This window comes from uncultured Kordia sp., from assembly GCF_947496985.1.
In the GTDB taxonomy this organism is placed as follows: domain Bacteria; phylum Bacteroidota; class Bacteroidia; order Flavobacteriales; family Flavobacteriaceae; genus Kordia.
The window spans coordinates 177,045-201,956 of record NZ_CANMEZ010000007.1; the positions used below are offsets into that span (position 1 = coordinate 177,045).

Here is a 24,912-nt window from a genome sequence, read left to right on the forward strand (position 1 = left end):
TGCAACTACGGGAATAAAAAAACTTAAAGATACTGAGTTGCATTAAGTGCTTTTTCATGTTATTTTAATATATTTATCCTTCAAAAAAATTAATACATGAAGAAAATTTTTCTATTTATGATTGTGAGTATCTTTTTGATACCAACAACTTCAAACGCCAATGAAGGCATGTGGTTTTTAATGTTTATTGACAGACTAAACCACAGAGATATGCAAAAAATGGGGTTACAATTAACCGCAGAAGAAATTTACAGTATCAATAACAATAGTTTAAAAGATGCTATTGTACAATTTAACGGAGGCTGTACAGCAAGTATTATTTCTAATAAAGGTCTTGTTTTAACAAATCATCACTGTGGATATGATGCCATTGCTGAATTATCAACAGAAGAAAAGAATCATTTAAAAAATGGTTTTTGGGCAAAAAGTTTTGACGAGGAGTTAAAACCAGAAAGTTTATATGTTCGTTTTTTCGTCCGTATGGATGACGTAAGTGAGCGAATTTTAGCAAAAGTAAATGATAGCATGACTGAAAAAGAAAGACAAGCGGCTATCAACAAAGAAGTTGCTGAGATTCAAAAAGAAAATGATGAAGATGGGAAATATAAAGTTTCTGTACGCTCATTTTTTCAAGGAAATGAATTCTACTATTTTGTTTATGAAGATTATGAAGATGTTCGTTTGGTAGGAACTCCAACAGAAAGTGTTGGTAAATTTGGTGGAGATACTGACAACTGGGAATGGCCGCGTCATACAGGTGATTTCTCTTTATTTAGAGTATATACTGACAAAGAAGGAAACGCTGCAAAATATTCAAAAGACAATGTCCCTATGAACCCAAAAAGACACTTATCTGTAAATTTAGGTGGTGTTAAAGAAGATGATTTTGCAATGATTTTAGGATATCCAGGGCGTACCAATCGTTGGATGCCAGCTGAAGGAATTGCACAAAATGTAAGTTACGCATATCCTGCTTGGGTTGAAGCTTCAAAACTAAGTATGGATGTTATGAAAAAGCACATGAATAAAAGTGAAGATGTACATCTAAAATACACTTCAGCTTATAATCAAATTTCAAATTATTGGAAAAATAGACAAGGTATGATTGATGCCTTAACAAAGCACGGAACTGCTGATGAAAAACGAAAATTAGAAAAGAAATTTAATAAATGGGCAAATAAAAAGCGCAACAAAGCTACTTACGGATCTGTAATTGAAGACATTAATAATTATTACGCTTTAACCAACGATAGATCACGTCATAATAACTATTTAATTGGTATCCTTCGTGGAAGTAGCTTTGCTGCAATGCCTTCACGATTAGGGAATGGTTTATTGTATTACATAGGTCAAAACAAAGCCAAAAGAGAAGAAGTTCTTCCTAGATTACAAGGAATGATCAATAATACGTTTGAAAACGCTTATATTCCTTTAGAAAAAGATGTATTCGCTGCACAATTAAAGTTATACGTTGAAAAATCAGGATACGAATTACCTCCGTTAGTAAAAGAGATTAATGAAGAAACTGGAGGAGATTTTGAAAGTTATATTGATGCCATATTTGAATTAAGTATTTTCACATCTAAAGAACGATTGGAAGCATTTTTAAAATATCCTAACAAAATATTATTAGAAAACGATCCTTTATATTTATTATCTTCTGACTTACTTACTAAGTACAGAGATCAACCAGAAGCTATTGCTACAGCAAGAGAAGCGTATACTAAAGCATATAGAAAATTAGTACAAGGACTTCGTGAATCAAAATTAAGTACTGTAGAATATCCGGATGCAAATTCTACATTGCGTTTGACGTATGGAAAAGTGGTTGCTTTACCTAAGGACTCTCGTAATGATGCAAAAATCAATAATTATACAACCATGAAAGGAATGGTTGCTAAATACAAACCAAATGATGATGAGTTTGATCTTCCACAAGGAATATTAGATTTATACAAAAAGAAAGATTTTGGTCAGTATGCAGATAAAAATGGTTATATGCCTGTAAACTTCTTAACAAATAATGATATTACAGGAGGAAATTCAGGTTCACCTGTATTAAATGGAAAAGGAGAATTAATAGGATTGGCTTTTGACGGAAATATTGAAGCAATGGCTGGAGATGTTATTTTTGATGATAACTTACAACGCACTATTAATGTAGATATTCGCTACGTATTATGGCTAGTTGATAATTTAGCTGGCGCAGATAATATTATAGAAGAATTGACTATTAAGAAGTAATTCACACTTACATACATCATTTAAGCTTATAAAAAGAAGCTGTCTGAAAAGTTAATTTTCTAGACAGCTTCTTTTATTTTTTATATAGTATTTTTAACTATTTCCCAGGAAATGCAGCTTTGCGTTTTTCTAAAAACGCAGTAGTTCCTTCTTTGAAATCTTCTGTTCCAAAGCAGTTTCCAAATGCTGTAATTTCAGTTTCATAACCATTTACGCCGTCTTCAAAGTTTGCATTTACAGCTTTGATAGCCCCACGAATAGCAACTAATGAATTTCTCATTATTTTACTTGCCAATTTGTATGCTAATGGCAATAATTCTTCTTGCGTTGTTACATGATTTACCAATCCACATTGCTGCGCTTCTTCGGCACCAATCATTCCCGCAGTCATGACCATTTCCATTGCTTTTCCTTTACCAACTAATTGTGGCAAACGTTGTGTTCCTCCATATCCAGGAATGACTCCTAAAGATACTTCAGGCAAGCCCATTTTTGCATTGTCACTGGCAATTCTGAAATGTGAAGCCATTGCCAATTCCAATCCGCCACCAAGCGCAAAACCGTTTACAGCGGCAATTACAGGTGTTCCTAAGTTTTGTACAAAATCAAATAATAATTCTTGTCCTTTTGCAGCTAGTTGTCCTCCTTCTTCTACCGAGAAGTGTGCAAATTCGCTAATATCGGCACCTGCAACAAATGCTTTTTCACCACTTCCAGTTAATACAATTACTTTTGCTTCTGTATCAGTATCTAACGCTTCAAAGGCATCGTGTAATTCTTGAATTGTATCACGGTTTAACGCGTTTAATTTTTTTGGACGATTGATTGTTATGGTTGCGATACCATTTTCTTGTTGTACAAGTATATTTTCGTAGTTCATGATGATTATTTTTTTGGAATTGTCACTGTAAATGTTGTTCCTTTATTTTCTTCAGATGTAAAAGTAATACTTCCATTATAAGTTTCCACAATATTTTTCACCATTCCTAAGCCAAGTCCCATTCCACTGGTTTTTGTGGTAAATTTTGGTTCAAATATTTTTGGAGTGTTCTCTATTGTAATTCCAATTCCGTTGTCTTCAACCGTAATAACGGCATTATCATCTTGTTCAAATACACGCACATCAATTAATGGTTTTCGGTCGTTTGAAATAGCTTGAATTGCATTTTTAACCAAGTTTGTAATCACTCTAATGAGTTGGGTACGATCAAATTTTATGATGATTTCTTCTTGTTCAAAATATACATGAATGTAATCTTCATTAAAGATATCCATTGCCAAGCGCGTAATTTCTACCACATTGAGCATTTCATTTTGTTGTGCTGGCATTTTTGCAAAGTTTGAAAAAGCCGAAGCAATACTACTCATGGTATCTATTTGTTGAATGAGTGTTTTTGTGTATTCATCTACTTTTTGATGAATTTGCGAATCATTCGGATCAAACTTACGTTGGAAACTTTGTACACTTAAACGCATTGGTGTTAACGGATTTTTAATCTCGTGCGCTACTTGCTTTGCCATTTCGCGCCAAGCTTGTTCACGCTCACTCATGGCAAGTTTTACGGCACTTTCTTCCAATTCGTCAATCATTCCATTATAGGCAGAAATTAAGTTAAAGATTTCTTCTCCTGCATCTTCTACAATGATTTTTTCATTTCGCTGATTGAATCGGGTTTGATCTAATTTTGCACCAATACTTTTCAGCGAACGCGTTATATATCTGGAGATAAAATAAGCAAAAACAATAGCTACCAATAACATTACAATGTATGCATAGCCTAAACGTCTAAAGAATTCTTTTAGTTCATTATTACTGAATGAATCATCGCGTTCGTACTGAAGATTTAAAATCCCTAATGGTTTCGATTTTGAATCTGTAATGATGCTATATGAAGATTGATATTCTCCGTTTTTGGTAATAATTTCTTCTACATACCGTTTATCTACAAGTGCGTTTAAATTGTTTAAAATTTCGGCAGATAAACAATCTGGAACTTCTTCTTGACCAATAGACGTATCAGATGTATTGATGAGCGTTCCTCCTAAATCGTACAAATTGAAATCTACATTGTGAATATCGGCTATTTTATAAATTGCATCTTTAAAAATGAGTGGTAAATTTTCCTCACTTACCACATACGTTGTCTCCTTGTTGATAACGTAATTTACATTAGATCGAACTTGATCTTCTTTACGTTCCAAACGTTTTTCATGATAATCGTTTGACTGTTCGCTGTATTGATAAATACTAACCAATGCAATCAAAATAGATGCTACCAAGATTAGTAGGATCATGTAAGCAAATATTCGGGAACGTAATGAAAGTCTTGCTGGTTTCATGAATGTTTATTTTTCTTGATCGATATGAACAATAATCAAGCCAAGTTATCTTTCAGGATTTTTCTCGCGAATGCGTTTGTATAGCTTAAATCCTAACATGAGCAAAATTCCTAATACAAAGATTCCTACGACACCAAAAATCCAATTGATCGTACTTTTTAAAATTACCAAAAATACAACGGCAAAGAGTATAAATGTAGCGCCTTCATTCCAAATACGCATAAAGCTAGAAGTGTAACGTACATCGTCTCTTTGCAACTGTTTATACATTTGATGTGTTTTAATATGATACAAAAATAGTAAGAATACAAATCCTAGTTTTACGTGCATCCAACCAAATTCTAACCAAACTGGTCTTAAAATTAGCAACCCAATTGCAAAAATGGTTGCTAATATTGCAGATGGCCACGAGATAATAAACCACAAGCGTTTCGCCATAAGTTTCAGTTGCTTTCCTAAGATTTCTTTTTCAGGAGAAGGCTTATGAAATGCTTCTATTTGGTACACAAATAATCGTGGAATGTAAAATAATCCTGCAAACCATGTCACTACAAATATTAAATGTAATGATTTTATGTAGTCGTAGTATTGTCCCATTTAATCTTCTATGAACAGATAGTTTAGTTTTTTTGAATTGAACGCATCATTAAACGCTTTAATTTCTGTGTCAATCAAGTTGTTAAATGTATTCAATTCTTTATTTATTTTCTGAGTTAACTCATTTTTCACTGCAATATCTTGTGCTGTTGGCGCAAAATCGCCCATACTTACCAATGAATTTAAGTGTCCTAATTTGTTTGTGAGACGAATTGGGAAATTTAACGGATCTTGTCCACTACGGTTTTTTGTTTGATATAACGCTTCTTCTATAGACGTAAATTGCTTCTTTAATTCTTTGGCTTTTTCTACCAAATCTTTCACGTTTTCATCGTCTTTGTATTGCGTTGCAAAAGAAGTCAATTTTGCGTTAATCTTACGAATTTTTTTGATTGATTTGTGCGCATTGTCCATCGTTTCATTTACATCTTTGATGAAATCAAACTGCTTTTGCATGTCTACTAGCATACTTTCAGCTCTTTTATCTGCTAAGATGGTAAATGGCTTTGTAATTTCAACAGCATCAGCACCTTCTTTTTTTACAGTCAGTTTCACTTTATATTCGCCAGGCACTGCTTTTGGACCATTTAAACTTGCCCACCATAAAATCATTCCTTTTAGCTTTTCAGTTCCTTTATAGCTCATATTCCACACAAACTGATTGGCACCTTCTTTTACTGTAAGCTTGTCTTTCTTTTTATTTTTTGTACTAAACTTTTTAATAACATCTCCATTTGCTTCCATATACGTTATAGAAACCTCATCTTTTTTATTGTAATCATTTAGATAAAAATATGTCATAACACCATTCGGATGATTCGTTCCTTCCGTTTTACTTCCTTTTCGCGAACCACCGCGCATTCTGTACGTATCTTTTGGCGTATATAAAATATTTTCATTTTTGGCAATATTATATTGTTGGTGAATTACTGTTAAATCGTCAATAATCCAAAGACTTCTCCCTTGTGTGGCTACAATCAAATTATTGTCTTTAATCGTTAAATCTGTAATTGGAACTATTGGAAGATTCAACTGAAACGATTGCCAGTTTTTACCATCATTAAATGATATATACATACCTGTTTCCGTTCCTGCATACAACAGTCCTTTACGTTTTGGATCTTCACGGAGCACTCTTGTAAAGTGTTCGTTATTGATTCCATTCGTAATTTTTGTCCACGATTTCCCGTAATCTGTTGTTTTGTATAGATACGGAGCAAAGTCCCCTGTTTTGTATTTTGTCCCAGCTACGTAACACGTTCCCGCATCAAACGCACTAGGTTCTATACTGTTTATCATCATCCATTCAGGCATTCCTTTTGGCGTAACATTGTTCCATGTTTTTCCTCCATCTTGTGTAATATGAATTAATCCGTCATCACTTCCAACCCACAACAAACCTTCTTTTAAAGGAGATTCTTGCGCAGCAAAAATTGTACAGTAGTATTCTACAGAAGTATTATCCTGTGTGATTGGTCCACCAGAAGATTTTAGTTTTTCTGGATCGTTTCGAGTTAAATCTGGACTAATAATATCCCACGATTGTCCTTCATTTTCGGTTACATGTACACGATTTGAAAAAGTATATAATCTATTTGGATTGTGTTTTGAAAAAATAATTGGGAAATTCCACTGAAAACGATATTTCATTCCTTCAGCACCATGTCCCATAGGATTATCTGGCCAAACATTGATGGCTCTGACAGTTCCAGTTTTGTGATTTTTTCTCGTTAGAAAACCATCATAACTTCCTCCATATACAATATCATTATCTTTTGGATCGACAGCAATATGTGCCGATTCTCCACCAGCTGTACTTTCCCAATCATCATCAGAAATAGAACGTCCGTCTGTTCTATGCGGAATTCGTATCGTTGAATTGTCTTGCTGTGCTACATAAATTCTGTATGGAAAACTATTATCCGTGGTTACTCTATAAAATTGTGATGTTGGTTGATTGTGATAGGTACTCCACGTTTCCCCACCATCATAGGTAACTTGTGCACCACCATCATCACCAATAATCATACGTTTTGGATTTTCTGGAGCAATCCATAAATCATGATGATCTCCGTGTGGAGCATTGTATGTACTAAATGTTTTTCCTCCATCAGTACTTTTGTGATAACGCACATTTAATACATATACAACATCTACGTTTTCAGTATCTGCATATAAACGTGTGTAATACCAAGCACGTTGGCGTAATTTTCGTTCGCTATTAACTTGTTTCCAAGTTTCGCCACCATCTTCACTTCTGTACAAACCACCTTTGTCTTTGTTTTCTACAATTGCCCAAACACGCTGATTATTCAGAGAAGAAACTGTTACTCCGATGATTCCTAAAGTTCCAGTCGGAAACCCTTTTTTTGTTGAGATTTCTGTCCACGTTTCACCGCTATCTGTACTTTTCCATAACGCTGAACCTTCTCCACCAGAACTTAAACTATACGGCGTTCTGCGAATTCTCCATGTAGAAGCATATAAGATTCTTGGATTTGTAGGATCGATTTGTAAATCAACTACACCAGCATCTGCATTAGCAAATAGTGTTTTACGCCATGTTTTTCCTCCATCAGTACTTTTGTATACGCCTCTTTCTTGTGTTGATTTGTATAAGTTCCCCATAACTCCAGCATATACAATGTCTGGATTTGTTGGATGCACCGCCATTCTTGGAATGTGTCTTGAATTTTTTAAACCCGAAGCTGTCCATGTTTTCCCAGCATCTACACTTTTCCATACGCCATATCCAGAAGATACGTTTCCACGCACAGTTTTTTCTCCGCCACCAACATACATTACATTTGGATCGCTTTTAGAAACTGTAATAGATCCTATACTTCCTCCAAAATAACCATCCGAGATATTTTCCCAGTTTCGTCCTCCATTGGTTGTTTTCCATACACCACCACCAGTAGCTCCGAAATAGAAAAGGTTTGGTTTGTTTGGAACACCTGTAACTGCAGCACTTCGTCCACCGCGAAATGGCCCAACAAGTCGGTATTCTACATTTTTGTAATAAGCTTCATCAAAGGTTTGTGCTTGCAGTTCAAGAGAACTTCCTACCGTAAGTAGTAGCACGGTGAGTAAGGATAAAAATCGCATTTTTAGGTTGGTTTGGTTTTTAGCTATTAAAAATAAAGAATTATTACTTAGTTTTCGTTAACTGACCTGAATTAGTTCTGTTTTTAACAACTATTGTTTTTCGTGATGTTAATTATCACATAAAAAGAAGAATACGCAATCGTTGATAGTTTATAAACTAACTGATAAATGTACCAATTTTAAATCGTGGTTTTATATATAGTGTTAATTATACTTCTGCAATTTTCAACGTTCGCCTGACTTCTTTATTAAGATAAATTCCTGTAACGATTGTGGCTAATAAATCGGCAATAGGAAATGCAATCCAAACGCCAAATATTCCGTAGTATTTTGGTAAAATTAGAATTAGAGGAATTAAGAAAAAACCTTGTTTTGTAAGCGTTAATAGTAGTGCCGGAATCGCTTTTCCGATAGCTTGAAAGTATCCAGAACCAATCATTTGTACAGCAATTAATGGCGTTACTAAAAATACCCAACGCAATGCATTTGGTGTATCTCTGATAACTACTGCGTCTTTTGTAAAAACAGCCGTAATTTGTTCTGGGAAAAACATAATAATTGCAAAGATTGCCAGCGCTAATCCTGTTCCATATTTGATAGAAATATTGATACTTTCGCGTACACGTTCTAGCTTTTTTGCACCGTAATTGAATCCTGCAATTGGTAAAAATCCTTGTGAGATTCCCATGACTGGAAATAAAGAAAACATCAGCATTCGGCTTATGATTCCATAGATTGTTACCGAAGTTTCACCTCCATATGTATATAACGTATGGTTTAAAATAATTGATAAAATACTTACCATTCCTTGTCGTGCTAAAGTAACACCTCCAAGTTCTGTGATTTCACGAACAATTGCTTTTTCTAGTTTGAAGCATCGTAAACGAATTTTGAGTTCACTGTGTTTTGAAAAGAAAAACCAATAGATGAATAGAAAACAGATAAAATATGAGATAGAGGTTGCCCAAGCGGCACCAGCCATTCCCATATCCAACACATTAATAAATAGGTAATCAAATAAAATATTCCCGATAGCTGGAAGAATCAATGCAACCATTGCAAATTTTGGTTTCCCTTCTGCTCTAACAACAGGGTTTCCCGTCATACATAAGGCCAAAAACGGAATACAATACATGATGATTTCATAGTATATTTCGGCTGGACCGAGAATTTTACCATTCGCACCAAATAATGCTAACGCTTCTTCTTTAAAGATCAATCCGACAATTACAAAGAAAACGGACAATCCAAACGATAGTACGATTTGATTTCCAAAAGTTCGTTGTGCTTTGTCATGATCATCAGCGCCTAATGCTCTGGAAATGATGGATGCACCACCAACTCCAATTGCCATTCCTATGGAAGCTATTAAAAATGTAAGCGGAACTACTACCGTAATAGCTGCAATTGCCATGGCACCAATCCATTGTCCTACAAATATGGTATCGACAACCATATTTAAAGACATTACAAGTATTCCTATAGAAGCAGGAAGTGCTTGCGAAATTAGGAGTTTTCCTATCGGTGCTGTACCAAGTTCGGCAGAAGCTTTGTTTGCCATTAGGCTGTTACTTCTTCTTTAGAAGTTACGCTCCATTCATTAATCCAACGTGTCATTACTTTTACCCAACTATCATCATCATTTAAACAAGGAATGTGCTTGTAGTGTTCTCCACCAGCTTCTTTGAATTCTTCTTCTCCTTCCATCGCAATTTCTTCTAATGTTTCTAAACAATCCGAAACAAATGCAGGTGTTATAACCACTAAATTCTTTTTACCTTCTTCTGGAAAACGTTCAAATTCTTTATCTGTGTATGGTTTTAACCAAGGGTCACCTCCTAAACGTGATTGAAAAGAATCACTATATTTCCCTCCTGGCAAGTCTAAATATTTAGCTACTTCTTTTGTGGTTTCAAAACATTGATGCCTGTAACAGTATTCATGTGCTTTTGATGGCGTGTTACAACAACTTCCGTCTATTTTACAGTGTGATTTTGTTGGATCGCTCTTTCGAATATGTCTTTCAGGAATTCCATGATATGAAAATAAGATATGATCATAATCAACACCTTCTAGGTGTGTTTTTATTTTTTCAGATAGTACACGAATGTAATCAGGATGCTTGTAAAAAGAAGGGAGAATAGTCAAATCCATATTTGGGAAATGCTTTTTCTGATCTTCTTTTGTTTTTTCAATTACCGTTTCTGTAGAAGACATTGCATAATGTGGATATAAAGGAACTACCAAGACATCATCAACACCTTTATCATGCAATTCTTGCAATCCTTTTTTAATACTCATAGAACCGTAACGCATTCCTAAAGCTACAGGAACTTTAGCGCGCGCTTGTACTTTTTCTTGAAAACGCTCAGAAATTATGATTAATGGAGACCCTTCATCCCACCAAATTTTTTGATATGCTTTTGCAGATTTTTTTGGACGTGTATTTAATATAATTCCTTTTACTAAAAATGTACGAAGCCATTTTGGGACATCAATCACGCGTTCGTCCATTAAAAATTCACCTAAGTATCTTTTTACATCTTTAGGGTTTGGACTATCAGGAGATCCTAAATTAATCAATAATACACCTTTCATCTGTGTTTTCTTTTTTACGTTTTTCTTGAACACAAAAATACGACTCTATCTTCAATAATTATATAGAGAAGTATAGGAAATGTTTATACACTCATTTAAAAGCTATTTTTACGCATTATGATTCTGTTAACAGGAAAGATTCGTTATCTTTAGTACATTGTTATCAAATTGCCAATAACATGTATTGGTCTTAAATATTGCACCCGATTTTTATGAGAGTTTACATATCGATTTTATCCCTGTTTTTTACATCTATCCTTTTTTCACAACAAACTAAACAAAGTCTTCTTTGGGAAGTTTCTGGAAATGGCATGGAAAAACCTTCCTATTTATACGGAACCATGCATGTGAGTAAAAAAGTAGCTTTTCGCTTGGACGATGTCTTTTTTAAAGCGCTAAACGAAGCTGAAACAGTCGCTTTAGAATCTGATCCGACAACTTGGTTGGCACATAATTATGAACGAATGACTACTACTTCCCCAAGAGGTTCTAGCGGAAGTAATTTTTATACGAATAGTTTTAATCCACAGTTTTCAAAAAAAGAAACAGTACGGCGTATTATTCGATTTGACAATAGAATTATTAATGGTTATTTATATAGAAAGCAAGCTGGTGCTGATGATTTTGAAGAAGAAACGTATTTAGATATGTTCATCTATCAGGCAGGAAAAAAGAACAACAAACCCATTATTAGTTTAGAAGATATTGGCGAATCGCGTTATTTAACTTCACGCGCTGCTTTTAATCGTTTGAAGAAAAAACCAGATGAATGGCTTCAAAAAAAGTTTAAAGAAAAAAACAAATATACACTGCAAGAAGATGTATATAGAGATAGAAATATTGAATTGTTAGATTCTATCGGAGCTGCGACAAACACTGAGTTCTATCGTGAACATATGTTATATAAACGTAATGAAAATATGGTGATTGTGATGGATTCATTAATGCAACACAAAACTGTTTTTGCAGGTGTTGGCGCAGCACATTTAGCTGGAGAAAAAGGCATGTTACAAATGTTAGAAGATAGAGGTTATATAGTAAAACCGCTAACGTCTGAGCAGACAGATTTTGCACTAAAAGCAAAAGCTACTTTAGAAGATTTACACGTACAACCTTATTTAAATTCATATAGTACACCTGATGGTTTTATTACGATTAAAACCTTTGATGAACTTCGTGAGTTTGTTTATAAGGAGCAGAAATTTTATTTAGCGCCCGACATGACAAATGGCGCGTATTTAACTATTACACGCTTGAATACGTATGATCATTTTCCGAACGAGGAAGAAATTACACTAGACGAAATTGATCCATTATTATATGAAGATATCCCTGGCGATATTATTTCAAAAAAGGAATTAACAAGTCCGTTTCCAGGATTCAGTATTGTGAATAAAACCAAAAAAGGTGATTACCAAAAGTATCATATATACAAAACGCCTTTGGAAGTTATTATTATCAAATTTGCCGGAAAAAAGGATTTTGTCTTAGCATATGAAAAGGAAATCTTTGATTCTATTAAGTTTCGTGCATCTTCAAATGAGCTTAAAACCTATACTTCTGAGTATAATAAGTATAGTTTTTTGTTTCCTGCTAATTACATTTCAGACAATACTAAAAATGTTGGAAACAAACTGCTACAAGCAGAAATTGATGATCAGTATTATTTTTTTAAAGAAGTATTGAGTTATGATTTATCGTACATTGAAGAAGATGCATTTGAAGCAGCATACATACATGATAATTTTTACAACAAGCTCGATTTAACCAAAGAAACAGGAAAATTTGTCGATTTTGGCTATAAAAGTTATGAATCTTCTGCATTGATTGACAGTGTAAAACAGCATCATATTTATTTAAAAACCATCATCAAAGATGAAAGCTATTATTTGCTAGGTTATATCGGAAAAACAGATGAAAAAGCAACGAAATATTTCAACTCGTTTCAACTAAAAAAACCAAGTTATAAGCAGTTTAAAAAAGTCATTGACACTTCACTACATTTTTCTGTATTAACAAGTGCAAAACAACCTGAAACAAATGCTGCATACGGACGTTACAAATCGAAGAAAAAATCATATGATGAAGATAAAAAATATATCATTTACACCTCAAAAAGCAATGAACGAATTTATGTAAAACGTCTTAAATATCATGATTTACAGATGTTCCACAATATTGACAGTGTTTGGAGTTCGTTGGAAAAAGGGTATAAATATGACTTAGTAATTGAAGATAAAAAAGTTTGGAAAAAAGACGATGTGTTCTATAGCACGTATCGTTTAAAAGATACCGCAAGTACTAAGCGTATTTACATGAAAAACATATTAAATAAAGGTGTGTTATACGGTTTGCTTACGCTAGAAGATTCCATTGCCGAACCTTCTGAATTTGTAGCAAATTTCTATGAAACTTTTCAACCATCAGATACTTTACTCGGGGAAGATATTTTCTCTGACAAAACAGCTATTTTCTTTGATGGCATTAAAAATAATGACAGTATTGTATTGAAATCATATGCTAAAATCAAATTTACAGACAAACATGCTAATACGATTATTTCTATTCTAAAAGAACACGATTTCCCTGAAGACAGGGAAATTATTAAAAACTACCTAATCAGGTCGTTAGGGAAGTTAAAAAATGATCGAATTCATCCATTTTTTGAAGATTTATATGTAAAAGCATACGACAAACCAAAAACGCAAACAGCTATTTTAAAGTCGTTATTATTACAAAAAGAAGCTGCTTCTTATGAGTTGGTACTTTCCTTATTAGAAAAAGATTTTCCGTTAGATTCTAGAGGCACAAGTCGTTTGTTTAAAACAGGAAAAAACAGCTTAGCATTAAAGAAAACTTTATTTCCAGAATTGCTGAATTATTCAAGCATTCAAGAATACAAAACGCCTATTTATTCATTATTAACACAATTGAGCGATAGTAGTCTTATTAAACCAAAAACCTATAAAAAATATAAAAATCAATTATTGAATGATGCTAAAATAGAAATCAAACGAAATATAGGGAAGTCATCGTATAATGGCAAAAGTAATAGTGCTTTAAATAGATATGTAAAGCTTTTATTTCCGTTTCGAAAAGATAAAAAAATCAAGGATTTCTTCAATAAGTTGGTAAAAAGTGATGCCAAAAGTGCTTTAACAACCTATGTTGCATTACTTGCTGAAAATCAAGAACCAATTTCAAAAGAACTAAAAGAAAAGACAATTGAGGATCCAATTGCACTCTCTTCTACATTATACAAACTAGCTAAAAAAGACTTACTAGCGGTTGTTCCTGATTCGTTAAAAACACAAAAACGATATGCAGAAACGCGATTAATTAATCAAATTAGTTTTGATGAAGAAAAGGATAAAATTTCGTTTGTAACTACAAAGCAAGTAGAAAATGAAGATGGAAATAGCACCATTTATTTTTTCAAGGTGACAAAAGAAAGTTCCTATGACAAAGGCACAAAGTTGTATTACATTGCGTTCTTAGATCAGGAAACACTCAATACAAAACCTTATTTCTCTACAAAAACCTACGGTGGCACAAAAATATATGGTGATGAAATTGAAGATGAAGTCTACGAAAAAGCTATTGAACTCGTAAAGTATAAAAACAGAAAACGTGTCAGTGGAAGATCGAGGTTTTAGATTTTTATACTAAAATAACGTTAATACATTCATCACAATTGCACATTGAGCATTATTAAAATAAAAATGTATTCTCATTAAAGACAACTAATGTCGTTATCGAAATGTGGTACAACATAACGAAAATGTTCATAAATGCACTTCTTCCCTATAACACTGTGGTTTGTATCAAAAAACCACTCACACTTTGTACACTTTTGATTTATAGCACCCTACAAAAATAAGGGTGTAAGAAAAAAATTGTTATTTACATTAAAAAGTTCTACTTTTAATGTTCACACTTTTAAAAAACTAACCACACAACCTAAACATGAAATTAAAATTAATTTTATCCTTCATCCTTTTCGCCTACATTTCAGATTCAAAAGCCCAATCATATTTTAACGGAAAATTTCAAGAAAAATCTTATACGTTTGACAACAAAACATATAAGTTATATGATTTTTCCCGTAAAGGAACCAGCAGTTCTAACATCAAAGCAAAATATTTTGCAACCAACGCACATTCTCAATACTTGAAATGGAAAACTGGGAAAAAAATTCTTCTAGTTACCGCAGGCGCTTTTTCAGACACGTGGCTTTCAACAGCAACTCCTGTAGGCCTATGTGTTGATAATGGTGTCATTGTAAATAGGTCTCCAAACAAAACTATGGACGGTATGGTAATCGTTTATAATGGAGCAGCTCAAATTGGAGGTATTGCAGTAGTTGATTTAGATAAAAAGAGTATAAAATGTGAATCACCTTACGGAAGTGGCAACTATAAATATTTTACTCCTAGAGATAAAGTCTCTCACATTACACCTTTTTTAAATTGGGGTAAAAAAGCTGGACTTACCGTTTTTCAAACACAATTAGTGTATTCTGAAAAAAAGACGCTTTCTGAAAATTTCTCAAATCTTACCTATGGAAAGAAAAGAGAAAGAAGATATTTAGCCATCTGTAAAAAAGCAGGAACTGTACATCATGTTGTTGTAGATGCAAAGGATGAGCAATACCTTATGAAAGGAGCAAAAAATGTATTACGCGTTTTAAATCATGACGGCTTTGAAGTCTTATACATCATGAATTTAGACACCGGAGATAAAAATATTTTGTACACGTATAATGGTGTTTCTTTATACAATCATAACCCTAGTAGTTCATCAAGAGCTAAGATTGAAAAAGCAACAAATCTATTAGTATATTATAAAGATTAGTATTTATGAAATCATTCTTTGTTTTTATACTAATGTCATTTCTGGGAATAGCCAATGTCTTTTCTCAGGAATTTGACTCCAATTATACCACAAGCACTTATACTCATTATAAGCATAAGTTTTATGTGCATAGTTTTAATATGGGAAACTCTATTAAAACAAAATACTTTTCAAAAAACGCCAATACTAGATACTTAAGTTGGCAAAAAAATAAAAAAGTAATGCTAATTTGTGCTGGAGCTTTTTCAGAAACCTGGAAAACTACATCAAAACCTGTTGGTTTAACGGTCGATGCCGGAAATTTGATTAATAGTAGAATTGACCCAACAATGGACGGATTAGTCATTGTTAAGAAAAAATTCATTTTTGTAATGGATTTGGATAAATTAGAAAGCGGTTTTACACTAGATGACGGTTCAAAAGTAAAAATAAACCCAAGAAAAAGCTCAAAAGATAAATTTCACCTTTTAAAAGCAGCAAGAGAAGAAAAATATACTATTTTTCAAACACAACTAGTATACTCTAAAGATAAAATATTCAATTTCAGAAATTTACACTACGGAAAAAAAAGAGAAAGAAGGTTTTTAGCAACAGCTTTTTACAATAACGATTATTACAACATTATTGTAGATGTTCCTGACTATTTACCACTAAACCAATCTGCAAAGTACGCCAAAGAAGTACTCGACTATATTGGTTATGATGTTCAATACATATTAAACCTAGATACTGGAGGCAAAAATATTTTTTTAATCCGCAAAGACGACAAAAATCTAACCTATAAAGCCACCAAAAAACTAAAAGATGCAACCAATTTAATTGTGTTTTACAGATAAAAAATTATGAAATTAAAAACTAGCATAAGTATCATACTATCAATTGTGTTTTTTCTAAGCTGTGCTGCTCAAGAAAAAAAACAAACAGAGCATGCAAAGATAAAAACAGTTACTTACAAGAAAAATTCTTTTATCACGTTGACAGTTGATCCTGAGTTGTATGACATAGATTTATATAACACAACAGACAACAAGTTATCAAAGAAAGAAATTTTAGCTTCAAAAGATGAACTTGTTTTTGCTATTAACGCAGCTAAGAAAAGTAATTCTAGCTTATCTAAAGGTTTATTATTAAAAAATGGAACAATCATTAGTAATGGTGACCAAAGTTTAGATGATAGTCTTTTTATAGATCAAAAAGGAATCTTTCTATTATCAAAAAACTTAAAAAGTATCGTTGAATATTCCAAAAAAGTCAAAGGACTAAATCCTAGAGATTTTCTTCTAGCGATTGAATCTTCTCCCATTTTAGTATCAAAAAACGAAATAGAGACAGCTTTAAAAAAGGACACTGCAAAAAGAAAATTAAGTGGCGTTGGTATCAATTCTGATGGACATATTGTTTTTGTCATCTCTAAAAAGAAACTTAAATATCATGATTTTGCTTCTTTTTTCAAGAAAAAGATGAACTGTACATCTGCTATTGTTTTGGAAGAAGAAAAAATAAGTTACTTCTCTCCAAAAGGCAAACACGCTTCTAAAGAGCCTGTATTACGTCCTATGTTGGTTATAAGCAAAAAGGAATCAGAAGAAATAGTGCAACCAACTGTTCAGGAAGAAAAAATAAGTGACGAGCTAAAACTTGTTACCTTTTTAAACAAAAAATATATTGTTTGCGAAATAGATACAAAGAAATACGAAATAGAATTGTTTAATAAAAATGAACAGGGGAAAATTCACAACTTTATATCTATTGATAAACAACTTAAAGCACAAAAACATATTTTCTCATTTAATGCAGGAATGTATGATAAAAGAAAAGATCCTTTAGGTTTATACATTAATAAAGGAGAACTAATAACCGATGTAAACCTCCAAAAGAAAGGATACGGAAACTTTTATTCGTTGCCTCCAAATGGGATTTTCTTGATAAATGACAAAGGTGTTTCAAAAGTAATTACGACAGACGATTACGTAAAAAATAAAAAGAAATTAGGCAATATAGTTACGGCTACACAATCTGGACCAATGATGGTAATTAAAGGCAAGTTTAACAAGGCTTTTAATAAAGGCTCTACAAATCTTAATATTAGAAATGGTATTGGTGTCACCGAAAAAGGAAAAATATTCTTAGTAATATCTGAGCAACCTGTTAACTTTTACGAGTTTTCAGAATTATTCCGAGATCATTTAAAATGTGACAACGCATTATACCTTGATGGTGTTGTAAGCCAGTGGTATGCTCCAAGTATAAAAGAAAGAATAACAAGCAGACATACTTTAGGAACTTTTTTAACTGTAAAAAAGAAATAAAATACGAGTATGAAAAACTGCATTGTTATAGGAATTTTACTCATCTTCAATATTGGAATTGCTCAACATACCATTTTTGACACTGTTGAATTAGATGACCTTGAAACTGTAGATTTAAAGAAAACTTCCCTCTCAGACATTGATATTGCTTTTGATAAAGCCAAATTATTAAAAAAAGACACCTTATCAACAAATGACAATGAACTTAGAGGTGATATTATAATATCATTATTAGCAAATGAACTAGGAAGTAGAATCAATTCACAAACTGTAAACCCTAGAGATAAGAAGGTAAAAAACCTATTACTAAAATTTGAAGGAGAAAAATATTTTATTCATCAACCAAAAATTAGCGACTTTTTAAAATTAATGAAATATAGTTGTGACGGAAATTACACTTACATATATTCAAGATTTGCAACTAGTGGCTTTTACTTTCCTACCATTATAATTAGCGCACTTTTTCTACTATTTATTATTTTAAACTTTTTAGGCAAAATAAAATGGAAATACAAAAAACAATTTAACACCTTTCTTATTGTATCAATAGGAATCGTAATTCTATTAATAATTATCTTTAAACTCACGTGTACTCAATATGTTCAACCAGATTCTTTTTACGGTATTTCTTTTTAGTTCACTTATAGCACATTCTCAAAAAAATGAAGATATAGTTATTCCTTTTACGAGAAATTCTGCCAATATAATTGAGATAAAAACTAACATAAATGGTACTGAGCAGCAATTCATTTTTGATACAGGAGCATCTACAGTTTCTTTTGGGAAAGACCTATTTAATAAGTTATTGAAAGATTCCGTATTTACAAATGATGATATTATTGCCAAAACCAATACAAGATTAGCAAATGGATCTTTAGTCTATGCTTGGCAAATAAAAATAAGAAAAATAAAAATAGGTAAAGTACTCTTAGAAAATATAGAAGCTATTGTAATTGATGGAAACAATGTTCCACCATTACTTGGACAAAGTGTATTAGAGAATTTTGGAACAATTACAATTGACAACCAAAAAAATGAACTCATCCTAAAAAAGAAAAGTATCAACATACAGTTAAACACATTAAAACTAATTCCATGTACAACATCAGATCAAGAGATAACCGAGAAAATAATCGCTGACTTTAAAACTTCAAAAAATGAGATATACATTACTAAAATTGACATAGAACAAAATACACCTCCACAAAAAGCAATTGATAGATTAAAAAACCAAATAACCATTAGATATTTTGACAAAAACGATGTAAAAAAAGCTATACATCTAAAAACCAAACTATTAAGTCTAAACTATATGGTAACTTTGGAAGACATGCAGCCATACTATAAAAAGCCTATCCCCGATTATATAGAAATATGGATACATAACAATTACTAATCAAAAACATTATCATTATGAAAAAATATCTTTACTTAGGGTTATTGTTTTTCGCAATTCAATTTTGCTTTGCTCAACCTTACACAGGATACACAGGTATCAATATGAAAAAAAATGCTAAGTGGCCAACTGCTAGCAATGGAAAAACAACTATAAAAGTAAGTTGGGAAAATCCAACAGCTTCAAATGCCATTGAAAGACAATGGGTTAAAGAAGCCATAAAAGGTTCTTGGGAAAAAGAAGCAAATATAGAATTTGTTGGCTGGGGAAAAGCTACATCAAACACTCGTGGTATTAGAATTTTAATAAACGATTACGCACATCCGCATGTAAAAGGATTAGGAACTCAAATTGATGGAATGAGAAATGGAATGGAATTATCATTCAATTTCTATGGACAATTTAAATGTATAGGATACAGCAAAGAACAATGTATAAAATTTATTGCCGTACATGAATTTGGTCATGCCATAGGACTCGCACACGAGCAAAACAGAGTAGATTGTTTATGTAATGAAAAGCCTCAAGGAACAGATGGTGGATTTTACGTGACTCCTTGTGATATGAGTTCAGTAATGAATTACTGCAATCCTAAATGGACAAATTACGGAGTACTTAGTGATTTAGACAAAACTGGAATCAGAAAAATATACGGAAAGCCTGGCACTACAAATACGGTGGTAGATTTATATGAAATTCGATTAGTTCCTTGTACAAAAAGTAAAATTTTCGACTTAAGAAAAATGAAAAACTATGTAATTAATGATGGTAGTTTCAGTGTGAGAAAATTTACGGAAGAATCTAAAACAGTTCCAAAACCCGCAGTAGATAATTTACCAAACACCAAATACACAATTAGGTATTTCCATCCGGATGACAAAGCCAAAGCTGCAGACTTAAAAGAAATGCTAATTAGTAAAGGATATGCCAGCTATAGTATTACCATAGAAAATATGTTGTCTAGAATGAAAAGAACATATCCTAAGTATTTAGAAATTTGGAAAAAATAAAAACCAATGAAAACATATATCATACTAGCAATCTCTTTACTATTATCTCAAAATGGTTGCGAAGAAAAAGGCGCAAATGAAATTGCCTCAAATAATTATATTAGATTAGAAATTCCTATGTATCCATCTAACTACTCTCATATTTATGAAGTCACAGAGAATACAAAAAAAATCTTTCTAAGAAATAGACGAACTGAAAAAGATTCGTTAATCTACAACGAAAAAAGCAGCGCCAAAACCTATGAAAAATTAGCATTTTACTCAAACAAAATAAACAAAGACGTTTATGAAAATAAGTGCATTGAAGATGGAATGAATTTTAATTTGTTAGTCAAAAAAGACAGTCTAAATAAAAACGTTCTATTTACTAACGCGTATAATATAAACTTAGATAGTATTATCACTAAAGTAAATAAAGACATTCCAAAAACACATCAAATCTATTACAATAAAGCAATCATAGATTCTTTACTAAAAAATTGTAGTGATAAAAAATAAAAACCATCAAGCGAGTGTAATTTTAACTATTCACACTCGCTTGAATATATTTTTTCGGTGTTGTTCCGTATTTCTTTTTAAACGCAGCAATAAAATGGCTTGCAGTACTATATCCAACTTTCAATCCAACTTCATTCACGTTATAACTTCCAGATTCTAGTAGTTTTCGTGCGTACTCCATTTTATAATCAAACAAAAAGCTAAATACCGAATCGCCATAAATCTGCTTAAAACCTTCTTTCAGTTTCTTAATATTTAAACCAACCTGATTTGCCAATTCTTGTAAACTTGGCGGCTCTGCCATATTTGCTATCACAATATCTTTCGCTCTACGAATTTTCAATACGTTTTCTTCATCTACCAAAAACGGACATTGTTCTATATCTGCATCTTCGCTTCTATTAAAATACAAACTCAACAATTCGTATGCTTTCCCTTTTAAATATAACTTCTTAATAGATTCATGCATGTTGTAATTAATCATCTGATTTAGTACAACAGCCATCATCGGCGTTATCTTTTTATTATCATAATACTTTTTATCTTTCTTATCAGCATTCAAAAAATGAATATAATCGGCTTCCAACGAAAACAATGCATGAAACTTCTTAATAGGAATCAACATAGAAATCAACCATGTTTTAGGTTTCAAATCTACATTAATAGGCAAATCTGTTTGCGGATTGTATAATAATAACGCATGCTCATCTAATACATCAAAAGAATAACGTCCATTATTAAAATTGAACTTACATTCTCCTTTCACTGTAAAATGAAATTGTATAAAACTACTGTCAATTTCACGGATAAGTTGCTGAGTATCATTACTATCATTTTGAAGCTTCAAAATGTAAAACCCATCTTCAATTTGAGTCTCTTGTAAAGTACCTTGAGCGATATTTTTTTCTTCCATAAGTAGTAATACGTGTTTTCACTTTATTTAGAATCATTCTACGTTAACAAGTCTAAAAAGCCTTATTTTGCAGTAAATTTACAACATTCCACAAGTTTTTTACAGGAATTGCATCTAAAAAACTTATAGCGATATAAAAAGTCCCTTGAGCGTTATTTTTATTTAACTGCTAATGATACTTTTGTTAACGAATTTAGAAATTTCATGAAGCAATACAACATATCAAAACATAATTCTTTCTACTGTGTAGGGTTAAGCTACCAAAAAGCGGAAGCACACATACGTGGAAAGTTTAGTTTACCAGATACGGCGAAAGCTTCTATTCTTGACACTATAAAGATTGATGCTATTGGCGATGGCGCTTTAATCATCTCCACATGTAATCGAACAGAAATTTACGGTTTTGCACAACGTCCTTGTCAATTCATTAAACTACTTTGTGATTATTCCAACGGAACTGCCGAAGAATTTGAGAAAGTAGCATACATTCATGAGAATAAAAATGCCATTTCGCATTTATTTAAAGTAGGAACAGGATTAGACAGTCAAATCTTAGGAGATTTCGAAATTATATCACAACTTAAAAAAGGATTCAAAGCTTCGCAAGAAGTTGGACTTATCAACGGTTTCATGGAACGTTTGGTAAACTCAGTCATTACGGCTAGCAAACGTATTAAAAACGAAACTGAAATATCTTCTGGAGCAACTTCAGTTGCTTTTGCTTCTGTTCAATATATTTTGAAGAATGTAAAAAATATCTCTGATAAAAACATCTTACTATTCGGAACAGGAAAAATTGGGAGAAATACATGTGAAAATCTTGTAAAGCATACCAAAAACAATCATATCACATTAATAAATAGAACAAAAGACAAGGCTGAAAAAATTGCTGGAAAGTTCAATTTAATAGTGAAAGATTATGAAAATCTGACTTCAGAAATTCAAAAAACAGACGTTTTAATTGTTGCTACAGGTGCACAGCGTCCAACAGTTTCTAAAGAAGACATTCACACAGATAAAGAATTACTTGTATTAGACTTATCAATTCCTGAAAACGTTTCTCGAAATGTAACGGAACACGAAAATGTAACGCTTGTTCATTTAGATGCTTTATCACAGATTACAGATGAAACATTAGAAAAAAGAAAAGCACACATTCCAAAAGCAGAAGGAATCATTGACGAAGTACAATCAGAATTCATTGCGTGGTTAGAAACACGTAAATTTGCACCAACCATCAAAGCGCTAAAGCAAAAATTAACAGCAATCAAAAACGCAGAAATTAACTTTCAGCGTAAAAAAATAAATGATTTCGACGAATCTCAAGCTGAAATCATCACGAATAGAATCATTCAAAAAATAACTACACAATTTGCAAATCATCTTAAAGATGAAAACACAACTTCAGAAGAAAGTGTAGCGTTAATACAAAAAGTATTTCAATTGGAAAATAACTCAATATGAGTAAACTCATCAGAATCGGGACTAGAGATAGTGAACTCGCATTGTGGCAAGCTAAAGTAGTACAAGACATATTAGAACATCTTGGCCACAAAACCGTATTAGTTCCCGTAAAATCTACCGGAGATTTAGTTTTGGACAAACCTTTATACGAGCTCGGAATCACAGGAATTTTTACACGAACGCTTGACATTGCAATGCTCAATAACGACATTGATATTGCTGTGCATTCGTTAAAAGATGTTCCTACGGTATTACCAAAAGGTATTGTACAAGCTGCGGTTTTAAAACGTGGAAATGTTCGTGATACATTAGTTTTTAAGAAAAACGAAGAATTTTTATCACAACGTGATGCTGTCATAGCTACAGGAAGCTTACGCCGAAAAGCACAATGGTTGAACAGATATCCAACACATACGATTGAAGATTTACGCGGTAATGTAAACACACGTTTACAAAAACTTGAAGATACAGAACATTGGAATGGTGCAATTTTCGCTGCCGCTGGATTAGGACGAATTGGCTTACGCCCTGAAGATTCTGTAAATCTTGAATGGATGATTCCTGCCCCTGCACAAGGAGCAATCATGATTACAGCCTTGGAAGAAGATGAGGAAATCAGAGAAATCTGTACTGAAATCAATCATGAAGAAACAGAGATCTGTACGTCTATTGAACGTAAATTTCTAAACCTATTAGAAGGCGGTTGTACGGCTCCAATTGGTGCTATTGCATACATAAAAGAAGATGTAGTTACTTTAGAAGGTGTATTACTAAGTACAGACGGAACGAAACGAATTTACGTTACACGTTACGAAAAATTAGGGGAACATCACGAATTGGCAAAATACTGTGCTGATTTTATTATTGAACGTGGCGGGAAACGCTTAATGGACGATATTAAGAAATCTGGAAAGCAGACAAACATATATTCTACCAAGTTATTAACGGAAGCACAACGACAACTATTCAATGAAAAAACGGTTGTAGAAAGTAGTGATTTTATCAAAGTAAGCTTGAATAGAATGAAGCCACAAGTAGTTCGCAAACCGATTAAAAATGTAGTTATTACTAGTAAAAATGCTGTAGAAGCATTGGTAAATAACTTTTCGGCCACCGAGTTACAATTTGAAAACATATACTGTGTTGGAAGACGAACCAAAAAACTCATTGAACAAAAAATTGGTCCTGTTGTAAAATCGGCGCGAAACTCTAAATTATTAGCAGAACATTTAGTAGAATATATTGAAGGAACTTCTGTCACCTATTTTTGTAGTGATATTCGTTTGGATGCATTGCCAACAATTTTAGAAAAAAACAATATAGAAGTTTCAGAAGTACATGCTTACAAAACTATATTAGACGCTGAAAAACTTCAAGAAGGTGTAGAAGGTGTCATGTTTTACAGTCCATCAACTGTGCAAAGTTATATCTCAGCCAACAAAGCAAAAGGTATTGCATTTTGTATTGGTGAAACAACGGCCAAAGAAGCAAAACAATACTTTGAAGATGTACGTATTGCCAAAGTACCAACGGTAGAAAGCGTTATTGAATTGGTCAATGAGCATTATGTGTAAATAACTT

General features: G+C 32.6%; 18 protein-coding genes. 11 read left to right on the forward strand and 7 right to left on the reverse strand.

Annotated elements, in window-relative coordinates; translation table 11 throughout:
- The first annotated feature begins 96 nt into the window (after window positions 1–96).
- Window positions 97–2,244 (forward strand): S46 family peptidase, encoded by a 2,148-nt coding sequence (locus Q0828_RS17620; RefSeq protein WP_298424160.1) that lies wholly within the window; start codon window positions 97–99, stop codon window positions 2,242–2,244.
- 97 nt (window positions 2,245–2,341) lie between these two features.
- Here the strand turns inward: Q0828_RS17620 and Q0828_RS17625 are convergent, their stop codons facing one another.
- From Q0828_RS17625 to hemH, 6 genes are all read right to left on the reverse strand, one after another.
- Window positions 2,342–3,124, reverse strand: a complete 783-nt coding sequence (locus tag Q0828_RS17625; protein WP_298424161.1) for an enoyl-CoA hydratase-related protein — start codon at window positions 3,122–3,124, stop codon at window positions 2,342–2,344.
- A 5-nt stretch (window positions 3,125–3,129) separates the two neighbouring features.
- A complete protein-coding gene (locus Q0828_RS17630) occupies window positions 3,130–4,584 on the reverse strand; it encodes an ATP-binding protein (RefSeq protein ID WP_298424164.1) in 1,455 nt (484 codons plus the stop codon).
- 45 nt (window positions 4,585–4,629) lie between these two features.
- Window positions 4,630–5,181, reverse strand: coding sequence for a CopD family protein (locus Q0828_RS17635; RefSeq protein ID WP_298424168.1), 552 nt, complete (start codon window positions 5,179–5,181; stop codon window positions 4,630–4,632).
- Window positions 5,182–8,289 carry a glycosyl hydrolase gene (locus Q0828_RS17640; protein WP_298424171.1) on the reverse strand — a complete coding sequence of 1,036 codons (3,108 nt, stop codon included), beginning with the start codon at window positions 8,287–8,289 and terminating at the stop codon, window positions 5,182–5,184.
- 208 nt (window positions 8,290–8,497) lie between these two features.
- On the reverse strand, window positions 8,498–9,850 hold the full coding sequence (locus tag Q0828_RS17645) for an MATE family efflux transporter (RefSeq protein WP_298424174.1): 1,353 nt from the start codon (window positions 9,848–9,850) through the stop codon (window positions 8,498–8,500).
- Window positions 9,850–10,887 carry a ferrochelatase gene (hemH, locus tag Q0828_RS17650; protein ID WP_298424177.1) on the reverse strand — a complete coding sequence of 346 codons (1,038 nt, stop codon included), beginning with the start codon at window positions 10,885–10,887 and terminating at the stop codon, window positions 9,850–9,852. Before hemH ends, Q0828_RS17645 begins: the two co-directional genes overlap by 1 nt.
- 212 nt (window positions 10,888–11,099) lie before the next feature.
- Here hemH and Q0828_RS17655 point away from each other — a divergent pair, with 212 nt between their 5' ends.
- The 8 genes from Q0828_RS17655 to Q0828_RS17690 all read left to right on the forward strand — a co-directional run bounded on the left by Q0828_RS17655 (window position 11,100) and on the right by Q0828_RS17690 (window position 20,954).
- Window positions 11,100–14,543, forward strand: a complete 3,444-nt coding sequence (locus tag Q0828_RS17655) for a TraB/GumN family protein (protein WP_298424180.1) — start codon at window positions 11,100–11,102, stop codon at window positions 14,541–14,543.
- Between the two features lie 310 nt (window positions 14,544–14,853).
- The gene (locus Q0828_RS17660; RefSeq protein ID WP_298424183.1) at window positions 14,854–15,741 is read left to right on the forward strand and encodes a hypothetical protein; all 888 of its coding nucleotides are present in this window, start codon (window positions 14,854–14,856) and stop codon (window positions 15,739–15,741) included.
- A gap of 5 nt (window positions 15,742–15,746) precedes the next feature.
- Window positions 15,747–16,577: a hypothetical protein gene (locus Q0828_RS17665; RefSeq protein ID WP_298424185.1), complete on the forward strand. Its 831-nt coding sequence runs from the start codon at window positions 15,747–15,749 to the stop codon at window positions 16,575–16,577.
- Window positions 16,578–16,583: 6 nt separating this feature from the next.
- Window positions 16,584–18,050 (forward strand): phosphodiester glycosidase family protein, encoded by a 1,467-nt coding sequence (locus tag Q0828_RS17670; RefSeq protein ID WP_298424188.1) that lies wholly within the window; start codon window positions 16,584–16,586, stop codon window positions 18,048–18,050.
- Window positions 18,051–18,059: 9 nt separating this feature from the next.
- Window positions 18,060–18,686: a hypothetical protein gene (locus Q0828_RS17675; RefSeq protein WP_298424191.1), complete on the forward strand. Its 627-nt coding sequence runs from the start codon at window positions 18,060–18,062 to the stop codon at window positions 18,684–18,686.
- Window positions 18,649–19,446 carry a retropepsin-like aspartic protease gene (locus Q0828_RS17680; protein ID WP_298424194.1) on the forward strand — a complete coding sequence of 266 codons (798 nt, stop codon included), beginning with the start codon at window positions 18,649–18,651 and terminating at the stop codon, window positions 19,444–19,446. Before Q0828_RS17675 ends, Q0828_RS17680 begins: the two co-directional genes overlap by 38 nt.
- A gap of 17 nt (window positions 19,447–19,463) precedes the next feature.
- Entirely contained in the window at window positions 19,464–20,456 is a 993-nt protein-coding gene (locus tag Q0828_RS17685) for a hypothetical protein (RefSeq protein ID WP_298424197.1), read from the forward strand.
- Between the two features lie 6 nt (window positions 20,457–20,462).
- Window positions 20,463–20,954 (forward strand): hypothetical protein, encoded by a 492-nt coding sequence (locus Q0828_RS17690; protein WP_298424200.1) that lies wholly within the window; start codon window positions 20,463–20,465, stop codon window positions 20,952–20,954.
- 22 nt (window positions 20,955–20,976) lie between these two features.
- On the opposite strand, the gene Q0828_RS17695 is transcribed toward Q0828_RS17690, so the two are convergent.
- The gene (locus Q0828_RS17695; protein ID WP_298424202.1) at window positions 20,977–21,867 is read right to left on the reverse strand and encodes an AraC family transcriptional regulator; all 891 of its coding nucleotides are present in this window, start codon (window positions 21,865–21,867) and stop codon (window positions 20,977–20,979) included.
- A 204-nt stretch (window positions 21,868–22,071) separates the two neighbouring features.
- Between Q0828_RS17695 and hemA the strand changes: the two genes are divergently transcribed.
- Together hemA and hemC are read left to right on the forward strand one after the other, a co-directional pair.
- Window positions 22,072–23,331, forward strand: a complete 1,260-nt coding sequence (hemA, locus tag Q0828_RS17700) for a glutamyl-tRNA reductase (protein ID WP_298424205.1) — start codon at window positions 22,072–22,074, stop codon at window positions 23,329–23,331.
- Entirely contained in the window at window positions 23,328–24,905 is a 1,578-nt protein-coding gene (hemC, locus tag Q0828_RS17705; protein ID WP_298424208.1) for a hydroxymethylbilane synthase, read from the forward strand. Before hemA ends, hemC begins: the two co-directional genes overlap by 4 nt.
- The last annotated feature ends 7 nt before the right edge of the window (window positions 24,906–24,912 follow it).

Coding starts and splice junctions, on each gene's coding strand:
- Q0828_RS17655 (WP_298424180.1), top strand. CDS start 11,100: ATGAGAGTTTACATATCGATTTTATCCCTGTTTTTTACATCTATCCTT.
- Q0828_RS17685 (WP_298424197.1), top strand. CDS start 19,464: ATGAAAAAATATCTTTACTTAGGGTTATTGTTTTTCGCAATTCAATTT.
- hemC (WP_298424208.1), top strand. CDS start 23,328: ATGAGTAAACTCATCAGAATCGGGACTAGAGATAGTGAACTCGCATTG.
- Q0828_RS17690 (WP_298424200.1), top strand. CDS start 20,463: ATGAAAACATATATCATACTAGCAATCTCTTTACTATTATCTCAAAAT.
- hemH (WP_298424177.1), bottom strand. CDS start 10,887: ATGAAAGGTGTATTATTGATTAATTTAGGATCTCCTGATAGTCCAAAC.
- Q0828_RS17635 (WP_298424168.1), bottom strand. CDS start 5,181: ATGGGACAATACTACGACTACATAAAATCATTACATTTAATATTTGTA.
- Q0828_RS17620 (WP_298424160.1), top strand. CDS start 97: ATGAAGAAAATTTTTCTATTTATGATTGTGAGTATCTTTTTGATACCA.
- Q0828_RS17640 (WP_298424171.1), bottom strand. CDS start 8,289: ATGCGATTTTTATCCTTACTCACCGTGCTACTACTTACGGTAGGAAGT.
- Q0828_RS17660 (WP_298424183.1), top strand. CDS start 14,854: ATGAAATTAAAATTAATTTTATCCTTCATCCTTTTCGCCTACATTTCA.
- Q0828_RS17645 (WP_298424174.1), bottom strand. CDS start 9,850: ATGGCAAACAAAGCTTCTGCCGAACTTGGTACAGCACCGATAGGAAAA.
- hemA (WP_298424205.1), top strand. CDS start 22,072: ATGAAGCAATACAACATATCAAAACATAATTCTTTCTACTGTGTAGGG.
- Q0828_RS17625 (WP_298424161.1), bottom strand. CDS start 3,124: ATGAACTACGAAAATATACTTGTACAACAAGAAAATGGTATCGCAACC.
- Q0828_RS17675 (WP_298424191.1), top strand. CDS start 18,060: ATGAAAAACTGCATTGTTATAGGAATTTTACTCATCTTCAATATTGGA.
- Q0828_RS17695 (WP_298424202.1), bottom strand. CDS start 21,867: ATGGAAGAAAAAAATATCGCTCAAGGTACTTTACAAGAGACTCAAATT.
- Q0828_RS17665 (WP_298424185.1), top strand. CDS start 15,747: ATGAAATCATTCTTTGTTTTTATACTAATGTCATTTCTGGGAATAGCC.
- Q0828_RS17630 (WP_298424164.1), bottom strand. CDS start 4,584: ATGAAACCAGCAAGACTTTCATTACGTTCCCGAATATTTGCTTACATG.
- Q0828_RS17670 (WP_298424188.1), top strand. CDS start 16,584: ATGAAATTAAAAACTAGCATAAGTATCATACTATCAATTGTGTTTTTT.
- Q0828_RS17680 (WP_298424194.1), top strand. CDS start 18,649: ATGTTCAACCAGATTCTTTTTACGGTATTTCTTTTTAGTTCACTTATA.